Source organism: Paraburkholderia sp. HP33-1 (genome assembly GCF_021390595.1).
Taxonomy (GTDB): Bacteria; Pseudomonadota; Gammaproteobacteria; order Burkholderiales; family Burkholderiaceae; genus Paraburkholderia.
This window is the reverse complement of sequence record NZ_JAJEJR010000001.1, coordinates 1,901,406-1,927,139: the sequence shown is the minus strand read 5'-3', so window position 1 is coordinate 1,927,139 and position 25,734 is coordinate 1,901,406. Positions and strand designations below refer to the sequence as shown.

General features: G+C 66.3%; 25 protein-coding genes. 17 read left to right on the top strand and 8 right to left on the bottom strand.

Annotated elements, in window-relative coordinates:
* Positions 1-22 precede the first annotated feature (22 nt).
* The 4 genes from L0U81_RS08745 to L0U81_RS08730 all read right to left on the bottom strand — a co-directional run bounded on the left by L0U81_RS08745 (position 23) and on the right by L0U81_RS08730 (position 5,383).
* Positions 23-1,360 carry a C45 family autoproteolytic acyltransferase/hydolase gene (locus L0U81_RS08745; RefSeq protein ID WP_233801787.1) on the bottom strand — a complete coding sequence of 446 codons (1,338 nt, stop codon included), beginning with the start codon at positions 1,358-1,360 and terminating at the stop codon, positions 23-25.
* 157 nt (positions 1,361-1,517) lie between these two features.
* Positions 1,518-3,251 carry a ClcB-like voltage-gated chloride channel protein gene (locus L0U81_RS08740; protein WP_233801785.1) on the bottom strand — a complete coding sequence of 578 codons (1,734 nt, stop codon included), beginning with the start codon at positions 3,249-3,251 and terminating at the stop codon, positions 1,518-1,520.
* A gap of 112 nt (positions 3,252-3,363) precedes the next feature.
* Positions 3,364-4,101, bottom strand: coding sequence for a glutathione S-transferase (locus L0U81_RS08735; RefSeq protein ID WP_233801783.1), 738 nt, complete (start codon positions 4,099-4,101; stop codon positions 3,364-3,366).
* A 202-nt stretch (positions 4,102-4,303) separates the two neighbouring features.
* Positions 4,304-5,383 carry a YeiH family protein gene (locus tag L0U81_RS08730; protein WP_233801781.1) on the bottom strand — a complete coding sequence of 360 codons (1,080 nt, stop codon included), beginning with the start codon at positions 5,381-5,383 and terminating at the stop codon, positions 4,304-4,306.
* A gap of 126 nt (positions 5,384-5,509) precedes the next feature.
* Between L0U81_RS08730 and L0U81_RS08725 the strand changes: the two genes are divergently transcribed.
* The 8 genes from L0U81_RS08725 to L0U81_RS08690 all read left to right on the top strand — a co-directional run bounded on the left by L0U81_RS08725 (position 5,510) and on the right by L0U81_RS08690 (position 13,285).
* Positions 5,510-6,403 (top strand): LysR family transcriptional regulator, encoded by an 894-nt coding sequence (locus L0U81_RS08725; RefSeq protein WP_233801779.1) that lies wholly within the window; start codon positions 5,510-5,512, stop codon positions 6,401-6,403.
* Positions 6,404-6,547: 144 nt separating this feature from the next.
* Positions 6,548-7,342 carry a sugar phosphate isomerase/epimerase family protein gene (locus tag L0U81_RS08720; protein ID WP_233804270.1) on the top strand — a complete coding sequence of 265 codons (795 nt, stop codon included), beginning with the start codon at positions 6,548-6,550 and terminating at the stop codon, positions 7,340-7,342.
* A gap of 55 nt (positions 7,343-7,397) precedes the next feature.
* Positions 7,398-8,381 carry a sugar kinase gene (locus L0U81_RS08715; RefSeq protein WP_233801777.1) on the top strand — a complete coding sequence of 328 codons (984 nt, stop codon included), beginning with the start codon at positions 7,398-7,400 and terminating at the stop codon, positions 8,379-8,381.
* Positions 8,382-8,425: 44 nt separating this feature from the next.
* A complete protein-coding gene (locus L0U81_RS08710; protein ID WP_233801775.1) occupies positions 8,426-9,715 on the top strand; it encodes an MFS transporter in 1,290 nt (429 codons plus the stop codon).
* Positions 9,715-10,680, top strand: coding sequence for a 2-hydroxyacid dehydrogenase (locus tag L0U81_RS08705; protein WP_233801773.1), 966 nt, complete (start codon positions 9,715-9,717; stop codon positions 10,678-10,680). Before L0U81_RS08710 ends, L0U81_RS08705 begins: the two co-directional genes overlap by 1 nt.
* 54 nt (positions 10,681-10,734) lie before the next feature.
* Positions 10,735-11,823, top strand: a complete 1,089-nt coding sequence (locus L0U81_RS08700; protein WP_233801771.1) for a LacI family DNA-binding transcriptional regulator — start codon at positions 10,735-10,737, stop codon at positions 11,821-11,823.
* Positions 11,824-11,920: 97 nt separating this feature from the next.
* Positions 11,921-12,820, top strand: a complete 900-nt coding sequence (locus L0U81_RS08695) for a YhfC family intramembrane metalloprotease (protein WP_233801769.1) — start codon at positions 11,921-11,923, stop codon at positions 12,818-12,820.
* A 99-nt stretch (positions 12,821-12,919) separates the two neighbouring features.
* Positions 12,920-13,285, top strand: a complete 366-nt coding sequence (locus L0U81_RS08690; protein ID WP_233801767.1) for a DUF3022 domain-containing protein — start codon at positions 12,920-12,922, stop codon at positions 13,283-13,285.
* Between the two features lie 18 nt (positions 13,286-13,303).
* Here L0U81_RS08690 and L0U81_RS08685 read toward each other — a convergent pair whose 3' ends face one another.
* Both L0U81_RS08685 and L0U81_RS08680 read right to left on the bottom strand, forming a co-directional pair.
* Complete coding sequence (locus L0U81_RS08685) at positions 13,304-13,741, bottom strand: PGDYG domain-containing protein (RefSeq protein WP_233801765.1); 438 nt, start codon at positions 13,739-13,741, stop codon at positions 13,304-13,306.
* A gap of 240 nt (positions 13,742-13,981) precedes the next feature.
* Positions 13,982-14,497 carry a Spy/CpxP family protein refolding chaperone gene (locus L0U81_RS08680; protein WP_233801763.1) on the bottom strand — a complete coding sequence of 172 codons (516 nt, stop codon included), beginning with the start codon at positions 14,495-14,497 and terminating at the stop codon, positions 13,982-13,984.
* A 342-nt stretch (positions 14,498-14,839) separates the two neighbouring features.
* On the opposite strand from L0U81_RS08680, the gene L0U81_RS08675 reads away from it, so the two are divergent.
* Both L0U81_RS08675 and L0U81_RS08670 read left to right on the top strand, forming a co-directional pair.
* Complete coding sequence (locus tag L0U81_RS08675) at positions 14,840-15,298, top strand: Lrp/AsnC family transcriptional regulator (protein WP_233801761.1); 459 nt, start codon at positions 14,840-14,842, stop codon at positions 15,296-15,298.
* Positions 15,299-15,532: 234 nt separating this feature from the next.
* The gene (locus L0U81_RS08670; RefSeq protein ID WP_233801759.1) at positions 15,533-16,630 is read left to right on the top strand and encodes a saccharopine dehydrogenase family protein; all 1,098 of its coding nucleotides are present in this window, start codon (positions 15,533-15,535) and stop codon (positions 16,628-16,630) included.
* A 47-nt stretch (positions 16,631-16,677) separates the two neighbouring features.
* On the opposite strand, the gene L0U81_RS08665 is transcribed toward L0U81_RS08670, so the two are convergent.
* Together L0U81_RS08665 and cydX are read right to left on the bottom strand one after the other, a co-directional pair.
* Positions 16,678-17,259, bottom strand: coding sequence for an AAA family ATPase (locus L0U81_RS08665; RefSeq protein WP_233801757.1), 582 nt, complete (start codon positions 17,257-17,259; stop codon positions 16,678-16,680).
* On the bottom strand, positions 17,256-17,402 hold the full coding sequence (gene cydX / locus L0U81_RS08660; RefSeq protein WP_233801755.1) for a cytochrome bd-I oxidase subunit CydX: 147 nt from the start codon (positions 17,400-17,402) through the stop codon (positions 17,256-17,258). The genes L0U81_RS08665 and cydX overlap by 4 nt, the downstream gene beginning before the upstream one ends.
* A 161-nt stretch (positions 17,403-17,563) precedes the next feature.
* Here cydX and L0U81_RS08655 point away from each other — a divergent pair, with 161 nt between their 5' ends.
* The 7 genes from L0U81_RS08655 to rbsK all read left to right on the top strand — a co-directional run bounded on the left by L0U81_RS08655 (position 17,564) and on the right by rbsK (position 25,694).
* On the top strand, positions 17,564-18,043 hold the full coding sequence (locus L0U81_RS08655; RefSeq protein WP_233801753.1) for a DUF2846 domain-containing protein: 480 nt from the start codon (positions 17,564-17,566) through the stop codon (positions 18,041-18,043).
* A gap of 180 nt (positions 18,044-18,223) precedes the next feature.
* Positions 18,224-19,201, top strand: coding sequence for a magnesium/cobalt transporter CorA (corA, locus tag L0U81_RS08650; protein ID WP_233801751.1), 978 nt, complete (start codon positions 18,224-18,226; stop codon positions 19,199-19,201).
* A gap of 314 nt (positions 19,202-19,515) precedes the next feature.
* Positions 19,516-20,490, top strand: a complete 975-nt coding sequence (locus L0U81_RS08645) for a sugar ABC transporter substrate-binding protein (protein WP_233801749.1) — start codon at positions 19,516-19,518, stop codon at positions 20,488-20,490.
* A gap of 253 nt (positions 20,491-20,743) precedes the next feature.
* Complete coding sequence (locus tag L0U81_RS08640) at positions 20,744-22,336, top strand: sugar ABC transporter ATP-binding protein (RefSeq protein ID WP_233801747.1); 1,593 nt, start codon at positions 20,744-20,746, stop codon at positions 22,334-22,336.
* On the top strand, positions 22,336-23,427 hold the full coding sequence (locus L0U81_RS08635; RefSeq protein WP_233801745.1) for an ABC transporter permease: 1,092 nt from the start codon (positions 22,336-22,338) through the stop codon (positions 23,425-23,427). The genes L0U81_RS08640 and L0U81_RS08635 overlap by 1 nt, the downstream gene beginning before the upstream one ends.
* Positions 23,428-23,654: 227 nt before the next feature.
* A complete protein-coding gene (locus tag L0U81_RS08630) occupies positions 23,655-24,698 on the top strand; it encodes a LacI family DNA-binding transcriptional regulator (RefSeq protein ID WP_233801743.1) in 1,044 nt (347 codons plus the stop codon).
* Positions 24,699-24,764: 66 nt separating this feature from the next.
* Positions 24,765-25,694 carry a ribokinase gene (gene rbsK / locus L0U81_RS08625; protein ID WP_233801741.1) on the top strand — a complete coding sequence of 310 codons (930 nt, stop codon included), beginning with the start codon at positions 24,765-24,767 and terminating at the stop codon, positions 25,692-25,694.
* Positions 25,695-25,734 lie beyond the last annotated feature (40 nt).

The following is a 25,734-nucleotide window of genomic DNA, read 5'->3' as shown; positions in this document are numbered from 1 at the left end:
TGGCACCAACGGCCCACACGCGTTAGCGCAGCACGTCGAAGCGCGTCCATGGCCACGAGGGGCGGTCGCGCATATAGCCGTTCAGCCAGTTCCACTGCGGATGCCGCTTCATGAACGCCTGCGCGTCGAACGGCCGGCCGCATGGATGACCCCAGCGCGCGGTGAACGCCATCTCACGCGCCATTTCGCTGTCGACCACTTTGCCGTCGTTCGCGCCCCACGGATTGAACGGCCCATGATCGGTGCCGCCGAAGCGCGCGTCGTCGAGCTCCAGATGCCCGCAGATCGTGCGCGAGCACGGATTGTCGTTGCGATCGAGATAGACGTCGTGATGATCGGCGATCATCTGCTTCGCGAGTTCGACGTCGATCCTGCCGCGATGCATTTCCTCGAGCTGCATGAAGCGCAGACGCCGCGCACCGTTCTTGCGCACGTCGGTATAGTCCTCGCCTTCGCCGATGCATTCCTGGTTGCGGATCTTCAGATCCGTCGCGGTGTTGTAGCCACTGTAGAAACCGTTCTTCGTGGTCTCGAAGCCGGAGTAGTGCAGCCCGAGTTCGTAACGCGCGATCTCGCCGGTCTTCGTGTCGCCGAGCAGCCAGCTGTTCGCGTAGCCGCCGTTGTTCGCGAGCGAGAACATGTCGCACCATTCCTTGATGCTGTTCGCATATTGCGACGCGCGCCGCGAGCGATAGAACTCGGGCGCGCCGGCCGCGTTGTAGCCCGCGAAGCTCGAGATCGTCGTTTCGGTGATCATCAGGCCGGCCGCCGTGACCCAGAAATCGGTCAGGCTCGAGATGCAGCCCGGCAAGCCCTGCATCAGGATGCGGTTGCCGCGGTCCGGCACGATGTCGAACACGACGTTGAACGCGTCGCCCGCCGCGTAGCGATCCCACGAGTTGTGCGCCATCACGATGCGGCCGTCGCGCGTTGCGTTGCCGGACGCGATGAACGCACTGCAATGATGGCCGCGCCGGCCGCGCCACAGTTTTGCGCCCAGCTGCGGTTGCTGCTGCGCCGCGTGCGTCGGCCACCAGCTTTGCAGCAGATCCATGTAGCCGTTCCACGCAAGCACTTCGGCGAACGGCAGCTTCGCGCCGTCGGCAATGCCCTGGATTTCGTCGGCGAATTCGGTGTCGAGCTTGCTCGCGAACTGGCTCGTCGCGGCGTTGACGAAGACGTCGAACTCCTCGCCGGTGTCCCACTTCGCGAGATAGCGCGCGGTGCGGATCGCGTTCCTGATTTCGTCGGCGAGCAACTGGCCGTGCTGCTCGCCGCGATCGTACGGCTCGCCTTCGATATGCACGAAAATCCAGCCGGCCTGATCGCGGCGTACGGCCTCGGGGTCCGGTTCGCTCATCTTCGCTCCGACGATACGGTGCTCGCTGTTGCTGCGCCCATGCTGGCCTCACGCGTGCCGGCCGCATGAGCGGCCGGCACTCTGTCCATTGTAGAGAATCCGTACGGCTTTGCACTGCGCCCGCGAAGAGCTCGTGCGCGGACCTTGGGCGACTGTTCTAGCGCGACGGATTCATGCGGAAGTACGCGTCGAGCAGCGACGTCTTGTAGACGACGCCGGCGAGCTTCGGGTGCGCGGTGCTTTCGATCACCGGCAAGCGTTCGCCCTGGAACGCCATGAAGTGCTGCAAAGCGTCGCCGAGCGACATGTCCGGCGTCAGCACGTCGAAATGCGGCTGCAGATAATCGGCAGCGGTCTTCGTCGAGGTGTCGCGCTCTTCGAGCAGGTCGGACGTGATGTCCTTCAGCGCGACCACGCCGAGAAACGCGCCCGAGTCGTTTGCGACATACAGATACTTGACCGGATATTCGAGGAACACGCGCGTCATGTCGTGCACGGTCGCGTTCGGCGGCACGACCGTCTGCGCGGGGCGGATCAGCTCGCGCATCTGCGTCGCGCGCAGACGTGAGCGCTCCTGCTCCTCGCGATTGCGGCGCAGCGTGATTTCGTACATCGAGGTCTTGCCGATCGCACGCGCGATGAAATACGCGACCACGCACGACAGCATCAGCGGCAGCACGACCTGATAGCTCAAGGTCATCTCGAAGATCATCAGGATCGCCATCAGCGGCGCCTGGGTCGCGCCCGCGAGGAACGCGCCCATGCCGACCATCGCATACGCGTAGGCGGCCGACGTCGCATCCGGCCACAACGCGTGCATGCCCTGGCCGAACAGCGAGCCGACCGCCGCGCCGACGAACAGCGTCGGCGTGAACACCCCGCCGACCGCGCCGGAGCCGGCCGTCGCCGCGGTTGCCGCGAGCTTGCAGACGAGCACCAGCACGAGCGCGGACCATGTCCACGGCGAATGCAGGATCGAGTTCACGACGCTATAGCCGTTGCCCCACACCTCGGGCTCCGCGACCGAGATGATGCCGACCACGAGACCGCCGAGCGCCAGCCGCATCGGCAGCGGCACGGGCAGTTTGCGAAAGGCCGCCTTCGACGCATCGAGCAGCCGCAGGAACTGCGGCGCGGCCGCGCCGCACAGGGCGCCGAGCGCGACGAACAACAGCACCTCGAGACCGGTCACGGCCGGAAACTCCGGCATCTCGTAGGGCGGCTTGTAGCCGGCGAACTCGCGCATCGTGATGTTCGCGACGACGGCCGCGACCAGCACCGGCCCGAAGCTTTCCATCGCAATCGAGCCGAGCACGATTTCGGTGACGAAAAACGCGCCCGCGATCGGCGCGCTGTAGGCGGAGGTGATACCGGCCGCCGCGCCGCATGCGACGAGCAGGCGCAGCCGCGGCGGATCGAAGTGGACCCAGCGACCGATCAGCGACGAGGCGAGCGCCGCCAGCTGCACCATCGGACCTTCACGGCCGATCGAGCCGCCGCTCGCGATCGTGAACAGCGACGACACGCTGCGCCACAGGCTCAGGCGCACCGGCACGACGCCGTCGCCGATCGCGACGGCTTCCATGTAGTCGGTGTGCCTGTTGGCGTCGGCGTGGCGCTGCGCGATCAACAGAAACACGCCGGCGACGAGGCCACCGGCGGCCGGCAGCCAGATGCGCATGGTCCACGGCAGGCTGCGAGCCAGTTCGACGAAGCTGCCGGACTGGCCGGTCATCGCCAGTTGCAACAGTTCGATGCACCTGCGAAACACGACGGTCGCGAACGCGCCGGCGATGCCGACCACGACCGACCAGACCAGCATCGTGTGGGCTTCGGAGAGGCGGAAAACGCGTTGGGCGCGGGTGCGCAGCTTCAGCAGGAATGAAAGCACGTCGACGGTTCGAGGCGTGAAGGAGGGTTGAAAAAAACGCGCGACGACAGCCGCGCGCCCGCCTCGAATGGCGGGCGCGCGGTAGCGGGCGGGCGGGGGCGGGCGGCGCGGTTCAAGTCGCCGCCTTGTCGAGTTCAGGGTAGTGCCGGAAGATGCAACTTTCGTTATGGCCGATGCGCCGGTCCGAGTCCAGATACGCGGCGATCTTCGGTCTGGCGATCACGTTGTCGTGCAGCGCGGCGAGCCGCGGATAGTGCTCGCCAAAGCGCTTCAACGCGCGCGGAAACGCGTACAGCAGACCGTCGATCAGCTGGAACATCGACAGGTCGACGTAGGTCAGTGTGTCGCCGACCATGAAGCTGTCGCCGGCCGGATTCTGGGCGAGCACGCGCTCGAAGTACGACATGAACTTCGGAATCCGATGGTCGATGAAATCGTGCGCGCGCACCTTCGCCGCGTCTTTCTGATCCTCGTAGTAGCGGCCGCTCGCGAGCGGATGGTGGGTGTCGTGCGCTTCGGTGACGACGTCGGCGATCGTTAGCTGCAGGGCGTTTGCGACGTAGCGCAGGCTGTCGATCGCGGGCGCGAGTTTCAGCCGCGGGCCGAGATAGAACAGGATGTTGGCGGTCTGGGAGATCACCAGATCGCCGTCTTTCAGGAACGGTGGCGCGAACGGCGGATACGGCTCGTCGGGGCTTTGCATCACCGCCATCATCGCTTTGGTGCCAAGGCCCTTCGAAGCCTTGCCGCGCGTGACTTCGACATAGTCGACACCGGCTTCTTCCAGCGCGAGCCGCACGAATTCACCGCGGCCTTGCAGGCCATCCCAGTAGTACAGTTCCAGGCTCATCGATCGATCCTCATTCCGGTCGCCCGGACGCGTCGCGCCAGCGCGGTTTCATCGCTGCGAGCGGACGTCGCGCACGGGCGGGTTTTGGGAGCAAAGTTCGCAGCAACGAGTATGCCGTGTGATCGGCCGGGATGGGGCGCCAGAAAGCGCAAAACCCCGCGCGCGGCGGGGTGTCGGGCAAGGCGGGGAAGCCGGCGGCGGCTTAGCGGAACAGGTGCTGGACGGTCCATGTGATGCCCAGACCGCCGGCGATCAGCCACACGTACAGAATCAGGCCGGTGGTGAGCGCACGCGGACCCGCTTCGCGAATCTGCGAGATGCGCGTTTCGATGCCGAGTGCGGTCATTGCCATCGTCAGCACGAAGGTGTCGAGCAGGTTCAGCGTCGAGGTGGCGCTTTCCGGCAGCACGTGCATCGAGTTGATCACGACGCAGGCGAGGAAGCCGAGCGCGAACCAGGGGATCGCAAGCTTGCGCGGGGCCGCGCCGTCCGCGCTGCCGTTCTGGGAGCCGCGCGCCGCACGGTTCACCCACAGGCCGACCACCAGCAACACGGGCACGAGCAGCATCACGCGCGTCATCTTGACGATCGTCGCGATGTGCGTCGCTTCCGGGCTCACGTTGCTCGCCGCGCCGACCACCTGCGCGACCTCGTGGATCGTGCCGCCGAAGAACAGGCCCGCGCCGACCGTATCGAGATGCAGCCAGCCCGCTTTGAACAGCACCGGGTACAGGAACATCGACAACGTACCGAACAGCACGACGCTGCCGACGGCCATCGCACTCTTGTGCGGCTTGGATTGCAGCGTCGATTCGAATGCGAGCACCGCGGCCGCGCCGCAGATCGCGCTGCCGGCCGCTGTCAGCAGCGCGGTGTCGCGATCGAGCTTCATGATTTTCATGCCGGCCCAGGTGCCGATCACGAGCGTGCTGACGACGATCAGCACCGACTCCGCGAGACCGGGCAGACCGACGTGCGCGATTTCCTGGAGGCTCACGCGCAGTCCAAAGAACGCGACCGCGATACGCAGCAGCTTGCGCGCGGAGAAGTTGACGCCGGCCGCCCAGCTGGCCGGCATGCCGTCACGCAGCGCGTTGCCGTAGATCGCGCCCGCGACGATACCGACGATCAGCGGACTCAGGCCGAGGCCGGCAATCGCCGGAATCTGCGCGATGCGCGTGACGGCGGCGGCGAACAGCGCGACGAACAGCACGCCGTTGAGCTGCCCGCGGGTGGACAGCGCGGGAGAGGCGGCGGTAAGCGGGACGGTGGGTGTGGACATGATCGGATGCCTGACTTCGTGACTGACTGCATGGGCAGCAACGGGGCTAATCCTAAATTAGATATATCGATATGAAAAATCATGATTTAGAATGTGAAATATCGGCTCAACGGATACTTAATCGAGATGACCCCGGATCAACTTATAACGTTCGCTGCCGTCGCCGAACATCGCAACATCAGCCGGGCCGCGGTGGCGCTGCATCTGTCGCAGCCGGCGGTGTCCGGCCAGTTGAGGCAGTTGCAGGACGAGTTCGGCGAGCCGCTGTATCAGCGTGATGGCCGCGGCGTGCGGCTGACGCCCGCGGGCGAGCAGCTCGCCAGCTATGCGGCGCGGCTGCGCGATACGTGGCGGCAGGCGCATGCCTATCGCGACGCGCTGCGCGGTCTCGAGCAGGGCACCTTGCGGATCGGCGCGAGCACGACGCCGGCGAGCTACCTGCTGCCGTACCTGATCGCCGAATTCCATCGCCGTTTCCCGGACGTGACCGTCCATACTTCCCACGGCAACACGGCGGAGATCGTCGGCGCGCTCGGCTCGGTCGATATCGCGATGATCGAGGGCCCGGCCGGCGCCGATCTGCCGCCGGACACGCTCGTCCATGCGTGGCGCGAGGACGAAATCGTCGCGATCATGCCGCGCTCGCATCCGCTTGCGCAGGCGGACAACGGCGGGCGCGCCGAACTGGTCGCGTTCGGCGCCTATCCGCTGGTGCTGCGCGAGGAGGGCTCGGGCGTGCGGCAGACGGTCGAGCGCGAATTCGCGCGCGCGGGCGTGCCGATGCGCGTCGCGCTCGAAATTGCGGGAGTCGAAGGGGTGAAGGAAGCAGTGCGGGCCGGCATGGGCGTCGGCTTCGTTTCGGCGATGTCGATGCGGCACGAGGACGGCGCGCTCCGTCTGCTGTCGCTGAGCCCGCAGCCGCTGACGCGGCGATTGTCGATTCTGGTGCCGCATGCGAGCGCGCCGTCGCGAGTGGTGGAGCAGTTTCTGGCGATGTGTGTCGCGGACGAAGCCGGCTGAATCGCGCCTGGGGATTTCCTCTATGGTGCGTGATGGCTGTCCCGCGCACTATTCGCACATCGCGGCGCCTCGGCGCTTTTTTTCGAAGCGCGTTTGGAACCGGTTCCAAACGCGAGTTTTACGACAGAAATGAGCGAATTCAACATGGCTGATGCAGTGGAGATCGTGATCGTCGCCAGCGCGTTCGGTATGAACGCGGTGCGCGCCGACGGCCATCTGAAATGGGCCCAGGCGGCAAAGCGTGCCGGCGCGGCGGGTTTCGAAGTGCGCCGCGAACTGTTCGCGAGCCACGCGGACGCGGAACCGCAACGGCTGCGCGCGCTCGGCGCGGCGCTGGGCGATCTCGGCCTGTGGTCGGTGTTTTCGACACCGGCATCGCTGTACGCGACGCACGGCCAGCTCGATACCGACGCACTGGGTCTCGCGCTCGATGAAGCGGCCGCACTCGGCGCGCGCTTCGTCAAGCTGCAACTCGGCGGCTTCGCTGGCGAGGCGGACGGCGCGGCTATCGCTGCGCATGTCGCGAGCGGGACAGGCAGCGCGGCCGACGCGCATCCGCGGCTCGTCGTCGAAAACGGGCAACTGGCGCAGGGCGGCTCGCCCGCGCAGTTCGTCGGGCTGTTCGACGCGCTCGCACGCGAAGGCCACAAGGACGTGCTCGGCATGACCTTTGATATCGGCAACTGGGCGTGGCTCGACGTCGCGCCGCTAGAGATCGCCCCACAGCTCGCGCCGCACGTCGAGTACATCCACTGCAAGACCACGGCGGGCGAGGGCGCGCGGCGCTTTGCGCTCGCCCCGGCCGAGGGCGACACGCAATTCCGCGTGGTCCTCGAGCGCCTGCCGCGCAACGTGCCGCGTGGCATCGAGTTTCCGTTCGACGCGAGCCGGATCGACGCGGATGCCGCGCGTTGCGTGAGCTGGCTCGCGCGCGTGTAGACACGCGACACAGCATCACGAAGCGGCATATCAGATGCACCACCAGGAGCCCAGCATGACCCACCCGTACCCCGCCCTCGACGTGATCACGTACGGCGAGGCCATGGCGATGTTCGTCGCCGCCGAAACCGGCCCGCTTGCGGGCGTCGGGCACTTCACGAAGCGCATCGCCGGCGCGGACCTGAACGTCGCCATCGGCCTCTCGCGGCTTGGCTTCAGGGTGGGCTGGATGAGCCGCGTCGGCGACGATTCGTTCGGCCAGTACGTGCGCGACACGCTGACGAAAGAGAGCATCGACCAGCGCTGCGTGAGCACGGATGCGCGCTATCCGACCGGCTTCCAGCTGAAGTCGAAGAATGACGACGGCAGCGACCCGGCGGTCGAGTACTTCCGCAAAGGAACGGCGGCGAGCCATCTGTCGCTCGACGACTACGTCGCCGATTACGTGCTGCCCGCGCGTCACCTGCATCTGACTGGCGTCGCGCCGGCGATCTCGGCGAGCTCGCGCGAGCTGGCGTTCCACCTGGCCCGCGAAATGCGCGCGGCAGGAAGGACGATCTCGTTCGACCCGAATCTGCGCCCGACGCTGTGGCCGTCGCGCGCGGCGATGGTCGAAGGCGTGAATGCGCTGGCCGCGCTGGCCGACTGGGTGCTGCCCGGCATCGGCGAGGGCGAGATTCTGACCGGCTACACGCAGCCGGAGGACATCGCGAAGTTCTACCTGGCGCGCGGCGCGCGCGGCGTGATCGTCAAGCTCGGCGCGCACGGCGCGTATTACCGTACCGCGACCGACGCCGCGACGATCGCAGGCCAGCCGGTTGCGAACGTCGTCGATACGGTCGGCGCGGGCGATGGCTTCGCGGTCGGCGTGATCAGCGCGCTGCTCGAAGGCCGCACGCTCGCGCAGGCGGTCGCGCGCGGCAACCGGATCGGCGCGCTCGCGATCCAGGTGATCGGCGATTCGGAAGGTTTGCCGAGCCGCGCCGAACTCGACGCGCTCGAGCTGGCCGAGGCGCTGGGCGTCGCGAGCGCGACCTGACTTTTCATCATTGATTCGGGACGACGCCGTCCAGGGAGACTTCCATGACCTCATCGCTTGCGATTCGCCGCTGGTGGACGATCATGCCGATCGTGTTCATCACCTACAGCCTCGCGTATCTCGATCGCGCAAATTTCGGCTTTGCCTCGGCGGCCGGTATCAACCAGGATCTCGGCATCAGCAAGGGGCTCGCGTCGTTGATCGGCGCGCTGTTCTTTCTCGGCTATTTCTTCTTCCAGATTCCGGGCGCAATCTACGCCGAGCGCCGCAGCGTGAAGAAGCTCGTGTTCTGGAGCCTCGTTCTGTGGGGCGGCTGCGCGGCGCTGACCGGGATGGTCAGCAACATCCCGTCGCTGATGGCGATCCGCTTTTTGCTCGGCATCGTCGAAGCCGCTGTGATGCCGGCGATGCTGATCTTCATCAGCAACTGGTTTACGAAGCGCGAGCGCTCGCGCGCGAACACGTTCCTGATTCTCGGCAATCCGGTCACGGTGCTGTGGATGTCGGTCGTGTCAGGCTATCTCGTGCATTCGTTCGGCTGGCGGCAGATGTTCATCGCCGAGGGCGTGCCCGCGATCATCTGGGCGATCTGCTGGTGGTTCCTCGTGAAGGACAAGCCCGAGCAGGTGTCGTGGCTCACGCAGCAGGAAAAGGACGCACTCGCGCAGACGCTGCGCGCCGAGCAGGCCGCGATCAAGCCGGTGCGCAATTACGGCGAGGCGTTTCGCACGCCCGCGGTCATCAAGCTGTGCGCGCAGTATTTCTGTTGGAGCATCGGTGTGTACGGCTTCGTGCTGTGGCTGCCGTCGATCCTGAAGAACGGCGCGCAGCTCGGCATGGTCGAAACCGGCTGGCTGTCGGCGCTGCCGTATCTGGCCGCGACGATCGCGATGCTTGCAGCTTCGTGGGCATCGGATAAACTCAACCGCCGCAAGGTGTTCGTGTGGCCGTTCCTGCTGATCGGCGCGATCGCGTTCGCGGCGTCGTACGGGCTCGGTTCGACGCATTTCTGGGTCTCGTATGCGCTGCTCGTAATCGCGGGCGCCGCCATGTATGCGCCGTACGGGCCGTTCTTCGCGATCGTGCCGGAACTGCTGCCGAAGAACGTCGCGGGCGGCGCGATGGCGCTGATCAACAGCATGGGCGCGCTCGGTTCGTTCGTCGGCTCGTACGTGGTCGGCTATCTGAACGGCGCGACCGGATCGCCCGCGGCATCGTATGCATTCATGAGCGTGGCGCTGGTCGCCGCGGTGATCCTGACGCTCGCCGTCAAGCCGGCCAGCACCGAACAACGCGACCCCGCTCGCCCCACCGTCGCAAGGAAAATGAGCTGATGAAGAAGATCGTCGCCTGGAAGTCACTGCCCGAGGATGTGCTCGCGTATCTGCAACAACATGCGCAGGTCGTGCAGGTCGATCCATCGCAGCATGATGCGTTCGTCGCGGCGCTGCGCGATGCCGACGGCGGCATCGGCGCGAGCGTGACGATCACGCCCGCGATGCTCGAAGGCGCGAGCCGGCTGAAGGCGCTCTCGACCATCTCGGTCGGCTACGATCAGTTCGACGTCGACGACCTCACGCGCCGCGGCGTCGTGCTCACGCACACGCCAGACGTGCTGACCGAATCGACCGCCGATACCGTGTTCTCGCTGATCCTCGCGTCGGCGCGGCGCGTCGTCGAGCTGGCCGACTGGGTCAAGGCGGGCCAGTGGCGCACGAGCATCGGGCCCGCGCAGTTCGGGCTCGACGTGCAGGGCAAGACGATCGGCATCGTCGGCCTGGGGCGGATCGGCGGCGCGGTCGCGCGCCGCGCGGCGCTCGGCTTCAACATGAAGGTGCTGTACACGAACCGCAGCGCGAATCCTCAAGCGGAACAGGCGTATGGCGCGCGGCGCGTCGAACTGGCCGAGTTGCTCGCGCATGCCGATTTCGTCTGTCTGCAGGTGCCGCTCACCCGAGAGACGCGGCATCTGATCGGCGCGGCCGAACTGCGCGCGATGAAGAAGAGCGCGATCCTGATCAACGCGTCACGCGGCGCGACCGTCGATGAACCCGCGCTGATCGAGGCCTTGCGCAACGGTACGATTCACGGCGCGGGCCTTGACGTGTTCGACACCGAACCGTTGCCGGCCGACTCGCCGTTGCTCTCGATGCCGAATGTGGTCGCGCTGCCGCATATCGGCTCGGCGACGCACGAGACCCGTCATGCGATGGCGCTCAACGCGGCCGAGAATTTGGTCGCCGCGCTTGACGGCACGTTGACGACGAACATCGTCAATCGTGAAGTGCTGGCGAGGTGAGTCGCGGCGCAGCGCGCGACCTGCCGCTTCTCTACCGACACGAGCGATGAGCGAATGAGCACGACCCCGCCCAGCACGCCACCTGGTACGTCACCCCCGGCGACGCGCCGTGCGACGATCACCGATGTCGCGCGCGAAGCCGGTACCGGCAAGACCAGCATCTCGCGCTATCTGAACGGTGAGATGAGCGTGTTGTCGCCCGAGCTGCGCGCGCGCATCGAGGCCGCGATCGCGCGGCTCGACTATCAGCCGAACCAGATGGCGCGCGGCCTGAAGCGCGGCCGCAACCGGCTGATCGGCATGCTGCTCGCCGACCTGACCAATCCGTACTCTGTCGAAGTGCTGCAAGGCGTCGAGGCCGCGTGCCACGCGCTCGGCCTGATGCCGCTGATCTGCCACGCGGCGAACGAAGTCGAGATGGAGCGGCGCTATCTGCAGTTGCTGACGACGTATCGCGTGGAAGGCGTGATCGTCAACGCGCTCGGCGTGCGCGAGGAGACATTGCGGCCGGTCGGCGGCAGCGGGATACCGGCGGTGCTGGTCGATCGACGGGTGGAGGGACTGGTCGCCGACATGGTCGGTCTCGACAATGGCGCCGCCGCTGAACTGGGCACGCGGCATCTGCTCGAACAGGGCTTCGAGCACATCTGGTTCGTCGTGCAGCCGTTCGAGCAGGTCAGCTCGCGGCAGCTGCGCGTCGAAGCGTTCGATCGCGCGATGCGCAATGCTGGCCGCGCGCGCGGTCATACGCTGGTGCTCGATCTCGCCGACGCGGACGCGCTCGGGCGTGGCCTCGCGGAGCTGGATCGTGCGATCGACGCATCGAGCGGGGACGGTGCCGGGCTCGCCGGCGCATCACCACGCGTCGCGCTGTTCGCGGCCAACGCACCGGTCGCGTTGCGTCTCGCGCTGCATCTGAAAGCGCGTTATGGCGAGCACTGGCAGACCCGCGTCGCGCTGCTTTCTATCGACGACCCGGATTGGGCCGAACTCGCCGGCATCACGACGATCCGTCAGCCGACCTACGACATCGGTTATCGTGCGGTCGAATTCCTGCACGAGCGCATCGAAGGCGTGCAGACGGGCGCGCGCGACTGCCTGCTGCCCGGTGAGCTGATCGTGCGTGCGTCCACGGCGCGCTGAGATTGCGAACGATCCGCGGGCAATCTGCGATCATTCGGGGTTGCGGCGCGCAGCGGTTGCGCGCCGGGGATCGCACGGAACACCCGCAAGGATACTCATGGTCGTCGCACCGCTTACCCTGGCGAGCTTCGCGCTCGCCACGCTCGTCATCGCCGCCTTACCGTTTCTGATTTACCGGCAGTTGCGCCGGCCGCTCGCGCTCAGGCCGCGCGACGCGATAGCGGGTGTCGCGGTGTTCGCGCTGTTCGCAATGGTGATCGAGCGTGCGCTGAATGACTATCTGCTGCGCGGCAACGAGACGACGGCGGCGTTCCTTTCACAGCCGCTGGCGTTCGTTGTCTACGGTGCGCTGGCCGCGGGCATCTGCGAGGAAGTGGGGCGGTTCGTCGGGATGCGGCTGCTCGTGAAGCGCGCGGCGCGGCGGCCGGCGGTGCGCGGAAAGGCGAACGCAGACTCGAACGCCGGCGTTGATGCCAGCGCGGGCACTAGCACCGTTGCCAGCACGACGGCCAACCCGCGCACCGCCGCCTTGCGTACCGACGATGGCGCCGCGCTCAGCTACGGCCTCGGCCACGGCGGCGCGGAAGCTTGGATGGTCGGCGTGCTCGTGCAGTTGCAGTGGCTCGTGTTCGCGGTCCTCGAAAACCGCGGCCGGCTCAGCGATTACCTTGCCAATCTTCCGCCCGAAGCGGTGATGCGCGTGCATCTGATTCTCGCGAGCCTGACGCCGCAACTGGCCGGCATTTTCGCGCTCGAACGCATCGCGGCGCTAGTGTTCCAGATCGGCCTGTCGGTGCTGATGTGGCGCGGCGTGCGCGCCGGCTCGCGCGCCATCCTGCCGGTTGCGATCGTGGCGCATGCGCTGATCGACGTGCCCGCCGCCATGACGCAGGCGGGGCTTCTGCCGCTCGCGGCGGTCGATACGATCTATGCGGTGGCGGCGGTGTTCGTCGTGGGGCTGCTGATACGGATTTACCGGCGGCCGGACGCGGCGTGACCGGATGGGGGCGCGGCCGCAGCCACGCGCCTCGCTATCCCTCGAGCCTTTCTCTAAAATGCGCCTACGTTTCAGGATCTTTAATTCCCGGCAGCCTTCATGGAAGCTTACCAATACGACTGCGCGCATCCGGAGTTCGAAGAGCTCGCGCGCGTCATCAGCGATCTGTTTCCCGAGCAGACGCAGTTCATCGAGCGTGCGGCCGACGACGGCACGCCCGCGCTGACGATTCACTGGGTAGCGATGCGCTTCGGTTCGACCGCGCGCCGTATCGTGATGACGGTCGCGATCGCGCCGGCGGCGCTCGCGCGTTATCGCGCGATGCCGGCGCGGCTGCGTGGCCGCAGCTTCGCGGTATTGCGCGCGTACGTCGAAGCGAGCCTGGGCTCGCTCGAAGAAATGTACGCGAACGGCGAGGCGGTGCCGCGCGAAGTCACGGTGGATCTCGGCGACGAGTTCGCGTGACGTAGGGTAGAAGCAGTTTCAATCCGCGAGGCGATAGACCTTCTCAAAGCGCGCGGCCTGCACGACGCCATAGTCGCCGGGCGCGTACTGCATGACCCAGTCGCCGGCCGCGCCGTTCAGCACGTCGCCGCCGCCGGCCGAGCGCGCGAGCGAGAAGGCCTCGTCCATCCGGCGAGCCAGCACGACCGCCGGGCGGTTGCGATAGGCACCGGCTTCGCCGTGCGCGAGCGCGGCATCGGCGGGCACGTACTTCGGGTCGAAACGCTCGCGCGACACGACCCAGCGGTCGCCGGTCGAGCCGGTGATCAGCGCGTCGCCGCGCACATAGCGGTTCGGGCCTTCGAGGCTCATCAACTGGCCTTCGGCGGCGGCGAATTCGACGCTTACCGTTTCGTCCTTGACGACGCGTTGAGCGTGCGGATCGTCACGCAGATCGAGATTCCTGAGTTCGGTCATGAAGCGGGGGAAGTTAGGGGGATGGGAGGCGTTGCGGTGAGGCTCGTCGCGTTGCGGCGATCGTGTGCCGAGTCGCCGGGACGGATAGCCGGTCCAGACACCGCGCACCCGAATCATGCCAGATGCATGGAGCGGGCGGGGCGTTTTGAGAGGCGGAAGAGCGGTGGGGCCGAAATCAATGACGTCCGACCGGAACCGCGCCCGCAACGCGGCAATCTCTGCTGCGGGCGCGTCCTTTCGTTACGGCTTCTCGGTGGCGTCGCTAGCGGCATCGGCCGCGGGTTTGCCGCCGTTGCCATGGTGGCCGCGATGATGACCACCCTCGGGGCCGCCCCGGTGGAACGTCGCGTCGGCGAGTTTCTTCTGCTCCGGCGACAGGCTGCTATACAGCGGATCGAACGCATCGACGAGCTTCTTCATGCCGTCCGCATGCGCCTGCGCGATCATTGCGTACTGTTTCATGTCGTCGAGCGCGCTCACGTTGGTGGCCTCTTTGCGCTGCTGGAACAGCTGGCTCATCGTCTCGCCGTTGCTGCGCATGACGTCGGCGAACGTCTTCCATTGCGCTTCCTGAGCAGGGGTGATCTTCAGTTGCGAGTGCAGATAGGCGATGCGGTCTTCGACGTTGCGTTCGTGGCCGGCTTTAGCCGCCGAGGCCGAGGCCGCGGTGTCCGGCGCCGCGGCCGGCGCGGCGGTTTGGGCGAACGCGCCGCCCATCGAAACGGCCGTAGCCAGCATAACCAGTGCTTTTTTCATCGAAACTCCTGATGTCTGTTCGTATTGAGACCCGGCGCGCGGCGGGCGGGCCGCCTCGCGTCAGCGGCGAATAGCGGCGCACGGCGACGCGGCTGCCGCGTTCGCCCGTCGCCGCTATTAGTAACACGATATCCCTACAATCCGGTTCCTGTGCGACAAACGCTTACAACCGAAACGAAAGGGAAACGGCTCGCGACTCACCGGCGTTTGCGCCGAGCTATTGCGCCGCGGCCGCTCCACAGTGTGCCTTGCACCTGTTACCGCACACCGTGACACAGCGCCGCTGCCCGCGCAGACGCGCGATAATCCGCGACATTCCAGACCAACTTCCTTTCCCCTTCGATGAGACCTCCGCGCCTCGACCAGCTCGACGACCTCGACCGTAACCTCGTTGCATTGCTGCAAGCCAACGCGCGTGAAAGTGTCGCGAATCTCGCGCGGCAGCTCGGCGTCGCGCGCACGACCGTGATCGCGCGCATCGCGCGGCTCGAGCGCAGCAACGTGATCGCCGGCTACAGCGTGCGGCTTGGCCAGGACGTGCTCGATTCGAGCATCGTCGCGTATGTCGGCATCATCATCGCGCCGAAGCACGGGCCGGCCGTGCAGAAGCGCCTCGCCAAAATGCCCGAAGTGCAACTGCTGTGCGCGGTGAGCGGCGAGTTCGACTATGTGGCATGGCTGCGCGCCGATTCGCCGGAACGGCTCAACGATCTGCTCGATCAGATCGGTGGGCTCGAAGGCGTCGAGCGGACCACGACGTCGATCATTCTCGCGCGCAAGATCGACCGCGGTACGGTCTGAGTCCGCGCTTCTTTGTGAGTCCCTCGTTAGCGCCTTTTTTACGATTTTTCGACGAATCGTTTGGCCGGTTCGTCAAAACGTCGAACCTGATGGTCATACCGCAGCATTTTGCGCGTATGAACTGTTTTTGCTTCTTCCTACACTGTCGTTCAAGGGTTCGGCCCGCAGGCGCCGCGCGCAACGCGCGGCCCACTTCCCAAGCTCAGAGACAGCACAGATAACAAGGAGAAGCACATGAAAGTAGCGATCGTTGGCGCAGGTCTGATCGGACACACCATTGCCCATATGTTGCGCGAGACGGGCGACTATGAAGTCGTCGCGTTCGACCGCGATCAGCACGCGCTCGACAAGCTCGCCGCCCAGGGCATTCCGACGCGCCGCATCGATTCCGCCGACGCCGCCGTGCTGCGCGCCGCGATCCAGGGCTTCGACGTGCTGATCAACGCGCTGCCGTACTACCTTGCGGTCAGCGTCGCATCGGCCGCGAAGGGCGCGGGCGTGCATTACTTCGACCTGACCGAGGACGTGCGCGCGACGCACGCGATCCGCGCGATCGCCGAAGATGCCGATCACGCCTTCATGCCGCAGTGCGGTCTCGCGCCGGGCTTTATCGGCATTGCCGCGCACGAGCTCGCGAACCGCTTCACGGAAATCCGCGACGTGAAGATGCGCGTCGGCGCGCTGCCCGAATTTCCGACCAATGCGCTGAAGTACAACCTGACGTGGAGCGTCGACGGCCTGATCAACGAGTACTGCCAGCCGTGCGAGGCGATCCGCGACGGCCGCACGCAGTGGGTGCAGCCGCTCGAAGGACTCGAGCATTTCTCGCTCGACGGCACCGAGTACGAAGCGTTCAACACGTCGGGCGGCCTGGGCACGCTGTGCGAAACGCTGTCGGGCCGCGTCGAATCGCTCGACTACAAGTCGGTGCGCTACCCGGGCCATCGCAACCTGATGCAGTTCCTGCTGGAAGACCTGCGTCTGTCGAGCGACCGCGATACGCTGAAAACCATCATGCGCCGCTCGGTGCCATCGACCGCGCAGGACGTCGTGCTCGTGTTCATCACGGTGAGCGGTATGCGCGACGGTCAGCTCGTGCAGGAGGTGTTCACGCGCAAGATCTTCGCGAAGACCGTTTGCGGCGTGCCGATGAGCGCGATTCAGATCACGACCGCCGGCGCGATGTGCGCGGTGCTCGATCTGTTCCGCGAGCGCAAACTGCCGCAAAAGGGCTTCGTGCGCCAGGAGCAGGTGTCGCTCGGCGATTTTCTGGAGAACCGCTTCGGCAAGCTGTACGAAGGGCAGTCGCTGGAGGCGATGGCGACGGTTTGAGGTTCAGGTTGCGATCATCCGCTACGGCGTCGCTGGGCGGGCTGTTATCACTCAGCCACGATCCGCGCAACGAGCGCTTCGTAGTCTGCCGGCGTCGGCGCGGTATTGTCGAACGTGAGCAGACCTTTGCGGCTCGCGCCGCTCGGCACGAAGCGGCGCTGCCGGTAGTCGTCCCAGTGCGCGAGCTTGTACGCATCGTTGGGATCGGCGCGCGCGACGATCCGTTGCCGCGCCACGTCCTCCGACGTCTGCACCCACACGACGCGCAGGTTCACGTCCGGCGCGACGCCCAGCCACGCATGATCGAACAGACGCCGCTCGCGCACCTCGCGCGAGAGCGGGCCGACGACCAACGCGCTGACGCCAAGTTCGAGATTGTCGCGCGCGGTGTCGATGAGGCCGCGATACTCGGGCTCACGTAGATGCTGGAGGAACAGGGGACTGTCGCGATCGTTCGGATCGCCGGTCAGCATGCCCATCGCGGCCGCGCTGTAGCGGCCGTACAGCGTGTCCTTGTCGAGCAGGCAGAAGGGGGTGCCGCTCGCTTTCATCAGCGGGCCGAGCAGCTTTTTCGCAAGCGTCGTTTTGCCCGTGCCCGCATGGCCGCAAAAGAAAACCAGCAAACTCACGCAGGCTTGTCCTCATGTGGTGCTGCGGCGGCATCGGGGCGCGGGTCGCGCGCGAACTTGCCGTTGGTCTCCAGCCACATCACGTTGATGATGCCGAAGGCGAGCGCCACACCCACGCCGAGAATCCAGGTGAAATACCACATCGCAGTCTCCTTGATCGTGCGGCTACCTTTGCGGCGATCATGAAGGGGAACGCCGCGCCACGCAAGTGGCGCGGCGCCAGGATCGGCGCACCCGGCTGGTGCCATAGTCGCGCGTTGCTATCATGCGGGACATGTGAACGCCGGACCACGGGAGAACCAGCATGCCGGTGCGCCTGTCTTGCCGCGGCCGAGCCGCACGGATTGCCGGGGCCGCACGCTGCGCCAGCCTGGCCGCATGCGTCGTGCTCACCGCGTTCACGCTGGCCGGCTGCGAATCGACCCCCGCCGAGCCGGTGCCGTTCAAACCGGTGCCGGCCGAGCGCATCGTCAGACAGGGCTATACGCAACCGGGGCCCGGCCTCGTCGCGGTGGACGTGCGGCGCGAGCGTTCGCGCGACGTGATCGTGCGGTTCCGCAACGCGCTCGTTTATCTCGACGGCGAGCGCGTGACCGACCTGATGAACGGCGAGCACGTGGTCTTCTATCTGCCGCCCGGCGCGCATCGGATCGGCGTCTCGACGCAGTTCGATCCGGTCGTCGAGCTGAACTTCATGGTGACGGCCGACCCGCGCTACACGAACCGCGCATCGGTCACGTTCAACGACGATCATCGCATCGGCCTGCAGCGGGTCGCGCAGTAGCGTGCGGCCGCTCATTAACAATCGGATACCCGCGGCTTGCGCATCGCGCCTTAACATGGCGGCTGATGCAAGCCGTCTGGAAGCGTGCTTGTCCGTCCACCAGAGACCCGCCGCCCGTCTTACGCAATGCTTTCGCGAGAGAGCGGCGCGGTCTGCTTCTGTATGCAAGGTAATCCGAACATGCTGATCAATTGTGCCGCCTATCAGGACGGCCGGAAACTTGCTGACATCGATATCGACAGCATCAGCGACTACGTCGCGCGGCCCGAATGTTTCGTCTGGGTCGCGCTGAAAGACCCAAGCCCCGACGAACTCGCGGTGATGAAAGACGAGTTCAATCTGCACGAGCTCGCGATCGAAGACGCGCAGCACGGCCATCAGCGCCCGAAAATCGAGGAGTACGGCGATTCGCTATTTGCCGTGATGCACACGGTCGAGATGGACGAGCAAGGCGAACTGGTGATCGGCGAAGTCGCTGTGTTCGTCGGCGCCAACTACGTGCTGTCGGTGCGCCGCGGCGCGCGCACCGGCTTTCAGAGCGTGCGGGCACGTTGCGAGCGCGAGCCGCATCTGCTGACGGAGGGCTCGGCGTTCGTGCTGTACGCGCTGCTCGACGACGTGGTCGACCGTTATTTCCCGGTCATCGAGACAATGAGCGCTGAGCTCGAAGCGCTGGAAGACCGCATCTTCGACAAGAACGATTCGGCCGCCTCGCGCGAGATCATCCAGGACCTGTACACGATGAAGCGCCGGCTCGTGAGCATGCAGCACCATATCGTGCCGTTGCAGGAGGCGATCGGCAAACTGACGGGCGGGCGCGTTCCGAGCATCTGCGCGAGCATGCAGGAGTACTTCCGCGACGTCTATGACCACCTCGACCGGATCGCCAGGAACATTGAAGGGCGACGCGAAATGGTCGTTACGGCGGTGCAGGTGAACCTCGGCATGATCTCGCTCGCCGAGAGCGAGATCACCAAGCGGCTCGGCTCGTTCGCGGCGCTTTTCGCAGTGCCGACGATGATCGCCGGCATCTACGGGATGAACTTCGAGCGCATTCCCGAGCTGCATTTCAGGTACGGCTATCCGGTCGTCCTCGCGGTGATGCTGGCGATCGACTTCGTGCTGTATCGGCGATTTCGCAAGGCCGGCTGGCTGTAGCGCTCGCACCTTTGAACTTGCTCGAAGTTTCGCTTGCGGCGCGCTCGATACCAGGCCAGCATAAACGGCCTGTGCGTCGCGCCGCGTGCGGCGCACAGGCGATATCGACTGCACGGACTGAGCGAGGAACCCTTGCCACACGCTGCCCGGATCGATCGAGCGCATTGCGGTGCCACGGAAGTTGCGCGCCGGTGCATTGCAACACCGCGATTCGTTGACATTCCGAAAGGCTTGCACCGAGAATAGCCCTCGCAAACGTTTGCGCAGCACAAAAAATACGGCTCGCCCGTGAGCCTGAAAACCTGGAGATACGCATGAGCCATCGAACCCGCCGTCGCATTCTTGCCGCCGCAGTTCTCGCCACCGCCTCCGCTGTCCTGCCTTTTTCCGCCGCCTACGCGCAGAACGCGCCGGCTCATAAGCCCAAGGTCGCGCTCGTGATGAAGTCGCTCGCCAACGAGTTCTTCCTGACCATGGAGACCGGCGCGAAGGACTATCAGAAGCACAACCCCGACAAGTTCGACCTGATCACGAACGGCATCAAGGATGAAACCGACACCGCCAACCAGATCCGCATCGTCGAGCAGATGATCGTGTCGAAGGTCGACGCGATCGTGCTCGCGCCGGCCGATTCGAAGGCGCTCGTGCCGGTCGTCAAGAAGGCGGTCGACGCGGGCATCATCGTCGTCAACATCGACAACCGGCTCGATCAGGACGTGCTGAAGTCGAAAGATCTGAACGTGCCGTTCGTCGGCCCTGACAACCGCAAGGGCGCGCGCATGGTCGGCGATTACCTCGCGAAAAGCGTCAAGTCCGGCGATGAGGTCGGCATTCTCGAAGGCGTCTCGACCACCACCAACGCGCAGCAGCGTACCGCGGGCTTCAAGGACGCGATGCAGACAGTCGGCACGAAGGTCGTGTCGGTGCAGTCGGGCGAGTGGGAAATCGACAAGGGCAACGCGGTCGCGTCGGCGATGCTCAACGAATATCCGAACCTGAAGGCGCTGCTCGCCGGCAACGACAACATGGCGATCGGCGCGGTGTCGGCCGTGCGTGCGGCCGGCAAGCAGGGCAAGGTGCTGGTGGTCGGCTACGACAACATCAACGCGATCCATCCGATGCTGAAGGATGGCCGCGTGCTCGCCACCGCCGACCAGTTCGCGGCGAAGCAGGCCGTGTTCGGCATCGATACCGCGTTGAAGGCGTTGAGCGAAAACAGGAAGCAGTCGCAGTTGTCGGGCGTCGTCGAAACACCGGTCGTTCTGGTGACGAAGGACACCCTTAAATAAGTGCACGGCGCCCGGCTTTCGTTTTTATTCAACGAACGCTCAAGAATCCCACCGCGCCGCCGTTAATCCCAGAGATAAGCGTCATGACGGCGGCTCGCGTGGTGAGAGGAAACGCGAGCCATGAGCACCTGCGCATTTCGCGCAGTGGACCGGCATGACTCGTGGCAGCCCGGAGCGGTTTGCCGTGCGGCAAGCGCCGCGGGCCGCCCATGTGCCACGAAGGCGCCAGAAGCGCCATGCAACCAGGAGCGCGATGGATTCAACCGACCACGACGCCTTGCCTGTCGTGCTGACCGTCAGCGGTATCGGCAAGACCTATGCGGAACCGGTGCTCGCCGACGTGTCGCTGTCGCTGCGAGCGGGAGAGGTATTGGCGTTGACCGGCGAGAACGGCGCGGGCAAGAGCACGTTGTCGAAGATCATCGGCGGGCTGGTCGAGCCGAGCGCCGGCACGATGCGGCTTGCCGGCGCGCCGTACGCGCCCGCGAGCCGTACCGAGGCCGAGGCGCTCGGCGTGCGCATGGTGATGCAGGAGTTGAATCTGCTGCCGACGCTGTCGGTTGCCGAGAACCTGTTCCTGAACCGGCTGCCGCGCGCGGGCACGTTCAGCTTCGGCTGGATCGATCGTCGCAGACTGCGCGAGAACGCGCGCGAGGCGATGGCGCAGGTCGGGCTCGATGCGATCGATCCCGACACGCTGGTCGGCGAACTCGGCATCGGTCATCAGCAGATGGTCGAGATCGCCCGCAACCTGATCGACGACTGCCGCGTGCTGATCCTCGACGAACCGACCGCGATGCTGACCTCGCGCGAGGTCGATCTGCTGTTCGAGCAGATCGATCGGCTCAAGGCGCGCGGCGTTGCGCTCGTCTATATCTCGCACCGGCTCGAGGAGCTGGCGCGCGTGGCCGAACGGGTCGCGGTGCTGCGCGACGGCCGCCTCGTGCAGGTCGACGCGATGGCGAACCTGACGAGCGAGCAGATCGTCACGTCGATGGTCGGCCGCGAACTCGGCGAGCATATCGATCTCGGCGAGCGCAACATCGGCGCGCCGCTTCTGAAAGTGGAGCGTCTCGCGCGCGGCAAGGTCGTGCGCGACGTGTCGTTCGAGGTGCGCGCGGGCGAGATTTTCGGCGTGAGCGGCCTGATCGGCGCGGGCCGCACCGAGTTGCTGCGGCTCATTTACGGCGCCGATCCGAAGGACGGCGGCAGCGTGTCGCTCGCCGCGACGCCGGGCGCGCCGCCCACGCCAGTGCCGATCGACTCGCCTGCGGACGCGGTGCGCGCGGGCATCGCGCTGATCACCGAAGACCGTAAGGGCGAAGGCCTGCTGCTGCCACAACCGATCGCAGCCAACGTATCGCTTGGCAATCTCGGCAGCGTCGCGCGGCACGGCGTGGTCGACGCGAAGCGCGAGAACGCGCTGGCGCTCAAGCAGATCGCCGCGATGCGCATTCGCAGCTCGGGGCCCGCGCAGATCGTCGGTGAACTGTCGGGCGGCAACCAGCAGAAAGTCGTGATCGGCCGCTGGCTCGCGCGCGACTGTCGCGTGCTGTTGTTCGACGAACCGACGCGCGGCATCGACGTCGGCGCGAAGTTCGATATTTACGGCCTGATGGGCGCGCTCGCTCGCGAGGGGCGCGCGCTCGTCATGGTGTCGAGCGATCTGCGCGAGCTGATGCTGATCTGCGACCGGATCGGTGTGATGTCCGCAGGCCGCATGACGGGCGTGTTCGAGCGCGCGAGCTGGAGCCAGGATGCGCTGCTCGCGGCCGCGTTCGCCGGCTACCGGGGCCGCGAAGCGCTCCTGCACACGCACACCGCCGACGAAGCAGGGAGTCTGTGATGACCGATCAATCGTGGCGCGATGCGGCTGGTGTCAAACAGGGCGGCAAACAGGGCGGCAAGCAGGGCGGCCAGCAGGCTGGCGCGCCGGACGCGCCTCTTGTGACGCCGCCCGCCGACCCGTCGGCGCCGCTCGCGAGCGGCAAGCCGGCCGGCACGCGGCTCGGCTTTTCGAACTACCTCGGACTCGCCGGCGCGCTGCTCGCGATGATCGTGCTGTTCTCGCTGCTGAGTTCGCACTTTCTGACCTACGACACGTTCAGCACGATCGCGAACCAGATTCCGGATCTCGTCGTGATGTCGGTCGGCATGACCTTCGTGCTGATCATCGCGGGAATCGATCTGTCGGTGGGTTCGGTGCTCGCGCTCGGGGCGTCGGTGGTCAGCGTCGTGACGCTGAAGTGGGGCTGGGGGCCGGCCGCGGGCGCGTTGCTCGGTGTAGCGGTCGCGGCGCTGACCGGCACCGTGACCGGCGCGGTGACGGTGGGCTGGCGGATTCCGTCGTTCATCGTGTCGCTTGGCGTGCTCGAGGCCGCGCGCGGCCTGGCGTATCAGATGACCAATTCGCGCACCGCGTATATCGGCGATGCGTTCGATTTTCTGTCGAACCCGATCGCGCTCGGCATCTCGCCGGCCTTCCTGATCGCGGTCGCGGTGATGGTGATCGCGCAGCTGGTGCTGACGCGCACGGTGTTCGGTCGTTATCTGGTCGGCATCGGCACCAACGAGGAAGCGGTGCGGCTCGCGGGCGTCAATCCGCGGCCGTACAAGGTCATCGTGTTCGCGTTGATGGGCGCGCTGTCGGGACTCGCGGCGCTGTTCCAGATCTCGCGGCTCGAGGCGGCCGATCCGAATGCGGGCGTCGGCCTGGAGCTGCAGGTAATCGCGGCGGTCGTGATTGGCGGCACGAGTCTGATGGGCGGGCGCGGTTCGGTGATCAGCACGTTCTTCGGCGTGCTGATCATTTCGGTGCTGGCGGCTGGCCTCGCGCAGATCGGTGCGAACGAGCCGACCAAGCGGATGATCACCGGCGCGGTGATCGTGGTGGCGGTGGTGCTCGATACGTACCGCAGCCGCCGCAAACGCGCCTGAGGTGCGCGCTGCGGCGCAACGATGAATGAATGAGTGTGGTCTGTCTTCGATGAAGAGGTCCGGCGGATCGCCAGGCGGCGCGGCCGCAGGGAACAACAGACCGTGACGGTTTTGCACGGGATCGGAGTAAGTGCCAAAGCACTAACTCGGATCGACAGCGATGAGACTGCATGGGACCCGAGTAAGTGCTAAAGCACTAACTCGGATCGACAGGAGAGCAACAGGTTATGGCGACGATCAAGGATGTGGCGGCCGTGGCAGGTGTGTCGTTTACGACGGTATCGCACGTCGTAAACAACTCGCGGCCGGTGTCGGCCGATGTGCGCGCGAAAGTCGAGCACGCGATCCGTCAACTGCACTATGTGCCGTCGGCGGTCGCGCGTTCGCTGAAGGCGCGCTCGACCGCGACGATCGGACTGGTGGTGCCGAACAGCACCAACCCGTATTTCGCGGAGCTCGCGCGCGGCATCGAGGACGGCTGCGCGCGCAACGGCTACTGCGTGTTCTTCTGCAATTCCGACGACGACCCCGCGAAGCAGCGCAACTATCTGCGCGTGCTGCAGGAAAAGCGCATCGACGGGCTGATCGTCGCGTCCGCCGGCGACGACGCGGTCCTGGCGCAGACGCTTGCCTACTCGCGCGAGCCGCTGGTCGTGGTGGACCGCAACATCGAAGGGATCAACGCGGACCTCGTGCAGATCGATCACGAGAAGGGCGCGTATCTGGCCACGCGGCACCTGCTGGAGCTCGGGCATGTGCGGATCGGCTGCATCACGGGGCAGGTGCATACCGCGGTCAGCGCGATGCGCGTGCACGGCTTCATTCGCGCGATGGCCGAGTGCGGCATCGAGATTCCGGCCGATGCGATCGTCGAAAGCGATTTTTCGGGAGCGGGCGGATACCGCGCGGCCGCGCAGTTGTTCGACACGGTCAGGCCGTCGGCGATTTTCGCGGGCAACGACATGATGGGCATCGGCGCGCTGCGCGCGGCGGCTGAGCGCAATATCAGCGTGCCGCGCGACTGCTCGATCATCGGTTTCGACGATATCGAACTGGGCCGCTTTACGTTCCCGGCGCTGTCGACGGTCGGGCAGTCGGTGCGCGCGCTCGGCGACACGGCCGCGCAAACGCTGATCGAGCGCATCGCCGAGGCATCGTCGAATAACACCGCGCGGGCGCCGGCGCGCCGGCACGTGGTGTCGCCGCGGCTGATCGTGCGCGAATCCACCGCGACATGGGCGGGCGACGTGCACCGAGATCTGGCGGCTTGATGGGTTGCAGGAGGGACGCGCGCGCGGGATAGCAACCCCACCCGCCGCGCAACGGAGGACACTCAAGTGGCAAGCAACGATGTGCGCGCACGCGTGACGGTGGTCGGCAGTCTGAACATGGACCTCGTGGTGCGCTCACCACGTCTGCCGCAGCCGGGCGAGACGCTGGCCGGCCGCACGTTCGCGCAGGTCGCGGGCGGCAAGGGCGGCAATCAGGCCGTTGCGGCCGCGCGGCTCGGCGCTCAGGTGTCGATGCTCGGCTGCGTCGGCGCCGATGCGAACGGCGCGCAACTGCGTGCGGGCCTCGAAGCGGAGCGGATCGACTGCGCGGCGCTCGAAACTGGCCGCGAGCCAAGCGGTGTCGCGCTGATCGTCGTCGACGACGCGAGCCAGAACACCATCGTGATCGTCGCGGGCAGCAACGGCGAGGTCACACCAGCGACGATCGCGCGGCATGAAGCGACGCTCGCCGCCGCCGCTGTCGTGATCTGCCAGCTCGAAACGCCGCCCGAGTCGGTGCGCGCGGCGCTCGCCGCGGCGCGGCGGCTCGGCAAGACCGTGATCCTGAACCCGGCGCCCGCCACCGGACCGTTGCCGGCCGACTGGCTGCCGCTGATCGACTACCTGATTCCGAACGAACTCGAAGCCGCCGCGCTGAGCGGCCTGCCCGTCGACTCGCCCGACGACGCCGCGCGGGCCGCCGCCGCGCTGCGCGCGGCCGGCGCGCGTAATGTGCTGGTCACGCTCGGTGCGCGCGGCGTGCACGCGGCGCTCGAAGGCGCGGCCGCGACGCTGTACGAGGCGCCGCGCGTCGAGGCGGTCGACACGACCGCGGCCGGTGACACCTTCATCGGCGGCTTTGCTGCGCAGCTCGCGCAGGGCGCGAGCGTCGAAGCGGCGATCCGCTTCGCGCAGCGCGCCGCCGCGCTATCGGTGACGCGCGCAGGCGCGCAGCCGTCGATTCCGACGCGCGCCGAGGTCGACGCTTTCAGCTGATGCCGTCGCGGCGTTAGCACGCTCGCACGCTGCCTGAACG

Excerpts from the sequence above, each read along its gene's own strand:
- L0U81_RS08735 (WP_233801783.1), bottom strand. The coding sequence starts at position 4,101 with ATGAGCCTGGAACTGTACTACTGGGATGGCCTGCAAGGCCGCGGTGAA.
- L0U81_RS08680 (WP_233801763.1), bottom strand. The coding sequence starts at position 14,497 with ATGAAAAAAGCACTGGTTATGCTGGCTACGGCCGTTTCGATGGGCGGC.
- L0U81_RS08695 (WP_233801769.1), top strand. The coding sequence starts at position 11,921 with ATGGTCGTCGCACCGCTTACCCTGGCGAGCTTCGCGCTCGCCACGCTC.
- L0U81_RS08690 (WP_233801767.1), top strand. The coding sequence starts at position 12,920 with ATGGAAGCTTACCAATACGACTGCGCGCATCCGGAGTTCGAAGAGCTC.
- L0U81_RS08655 (WP_233801753.1), top strand. The coding sequence starts at position 17,564 with ATGCCGGTGCGCCTGTCTTGCCGCGGCCGAGCCGCACGGATTGCCGGG.
- L0U81_RS08635 (WP_233801745.1), top strand. The coding sequence starts at position 22,336 with ATGACCGATCAATCGTGGCGCGATGCGGCTGGTGTCAAACAGGGCGGC.
- L0U81_RS08730 (WP_233801781.1), bottom strand. The coding sequence starts at position 5,383 with ATGTCCACACCCACCGTCCCGCTTACCGCCGCCTCTCCCGCGCTGTCC.
- cydX (WP_233801755.1), bottom strand. The coding sequence starts at position 17,402 with ATGTGGTATTTCACCTGGATTCTCGGCGTGGGTGTGGCGCTCGCCTTC.
- L0U81_RS08670 (WP_233801759.1), top strand. The coding sequence starts at position 15,533 with ATGAAAGTAGCGATCGTTGGCGCAGGTCTGATCGGACACACCATTGCC.
- L0U81_RS08630 (WP_233801743.1), top strand. The coding sequence starts at position 23,655 with ATGGCGACGATCAAGGATGTGGCGGCCGTGGCAGGTGTGTCGTTTACG.
- corA (WP_233801751.1), top strand. The coding sequence starts at position 18,224 with ATGCTGATCAATTGTGCCGCCTATCAGGACGGCCGGAAACTTGCTGAC.
- L0U81_RS08720 (WP_233804270.1), top strand. The coding sequence starts at position 6,548 with ATGGCTGATGCAGTGGAGATCGTGATCGTCGCCAGCGCGTTCGGTATG.
- L0U81_RS08705 (WP_233801773.1), top strand. The coding sequence starts at position 9,715 with ATGAAGAAGATCGTCGCCTGGAAGTCACTGCCCGAGGATGTGCTCGCG.
- L0U81_RS08725 (WP_233801779.1), top strand. The coding sequence starts at position 5,510 with ATGACCCCGGATCAACTTATAACGTTCGCTGCCGTCGCCGAACATCGC.
- L0U81_RS08700 (WP_233801771.1), top strand. The coding sequence starts at position 10,735 with ATGAGCACGACCCCGCCCAGCACGCCACCTGGTACGTCACCCCCGGCG.
- L0U81_RS08685 (WP_233801765.1), bottom strand. The coding sequence starts at position 13,741 with ATGACCGAACTCAGGAATCTCGATCTGCGTGACGATCCGCACGCTCAA.
- L0U81_RS08645 (WP_233801749.1), top strand. The coding sequence starts at position 19,516 with ATGAGCCATCGAACCCGCCGTCGCATTCTTGCCGCCGCAGTTCTCGCC.
- L0U81_RS08745 (WP_233801787.1), bottom strand. The coding sequence starts at position 1,360 with ATGAGCGAACCGGACCCCGAGGCCGTACGCCGCGATCAGGCCGGCTGG.
- L0U81_RS08675 (WP_233801761.1), top strand. The coding sequence starts at position 14,840 with ATGAGACCTCCGCGCCTCGACCAGCTCGACGACCTCGACCGTAACCTC.
- L0U81_RS08715 (WP_233801777.1), top strand. The coding sequence starts at position 7,398 with ATGACCCACCCGTACCCCGCCCTCGACGTGATCACGTACGGCGAGGCC.
- L0U81_RS08640 (WP_233801747.1), top strand. The coding sequence starts at position 20,744 with ATGGATTCAACCGACCACGACGCCTTGCCTGTCGTGCTGACCGTCAGC.
- L0U81_RS08710 (WP_233801775.1), top strand. The coding sequence starts at position 8,426 with ATGACCTCATCGCTTGCGATTCGCCGCTGGTGGACGATCATGCCGATC.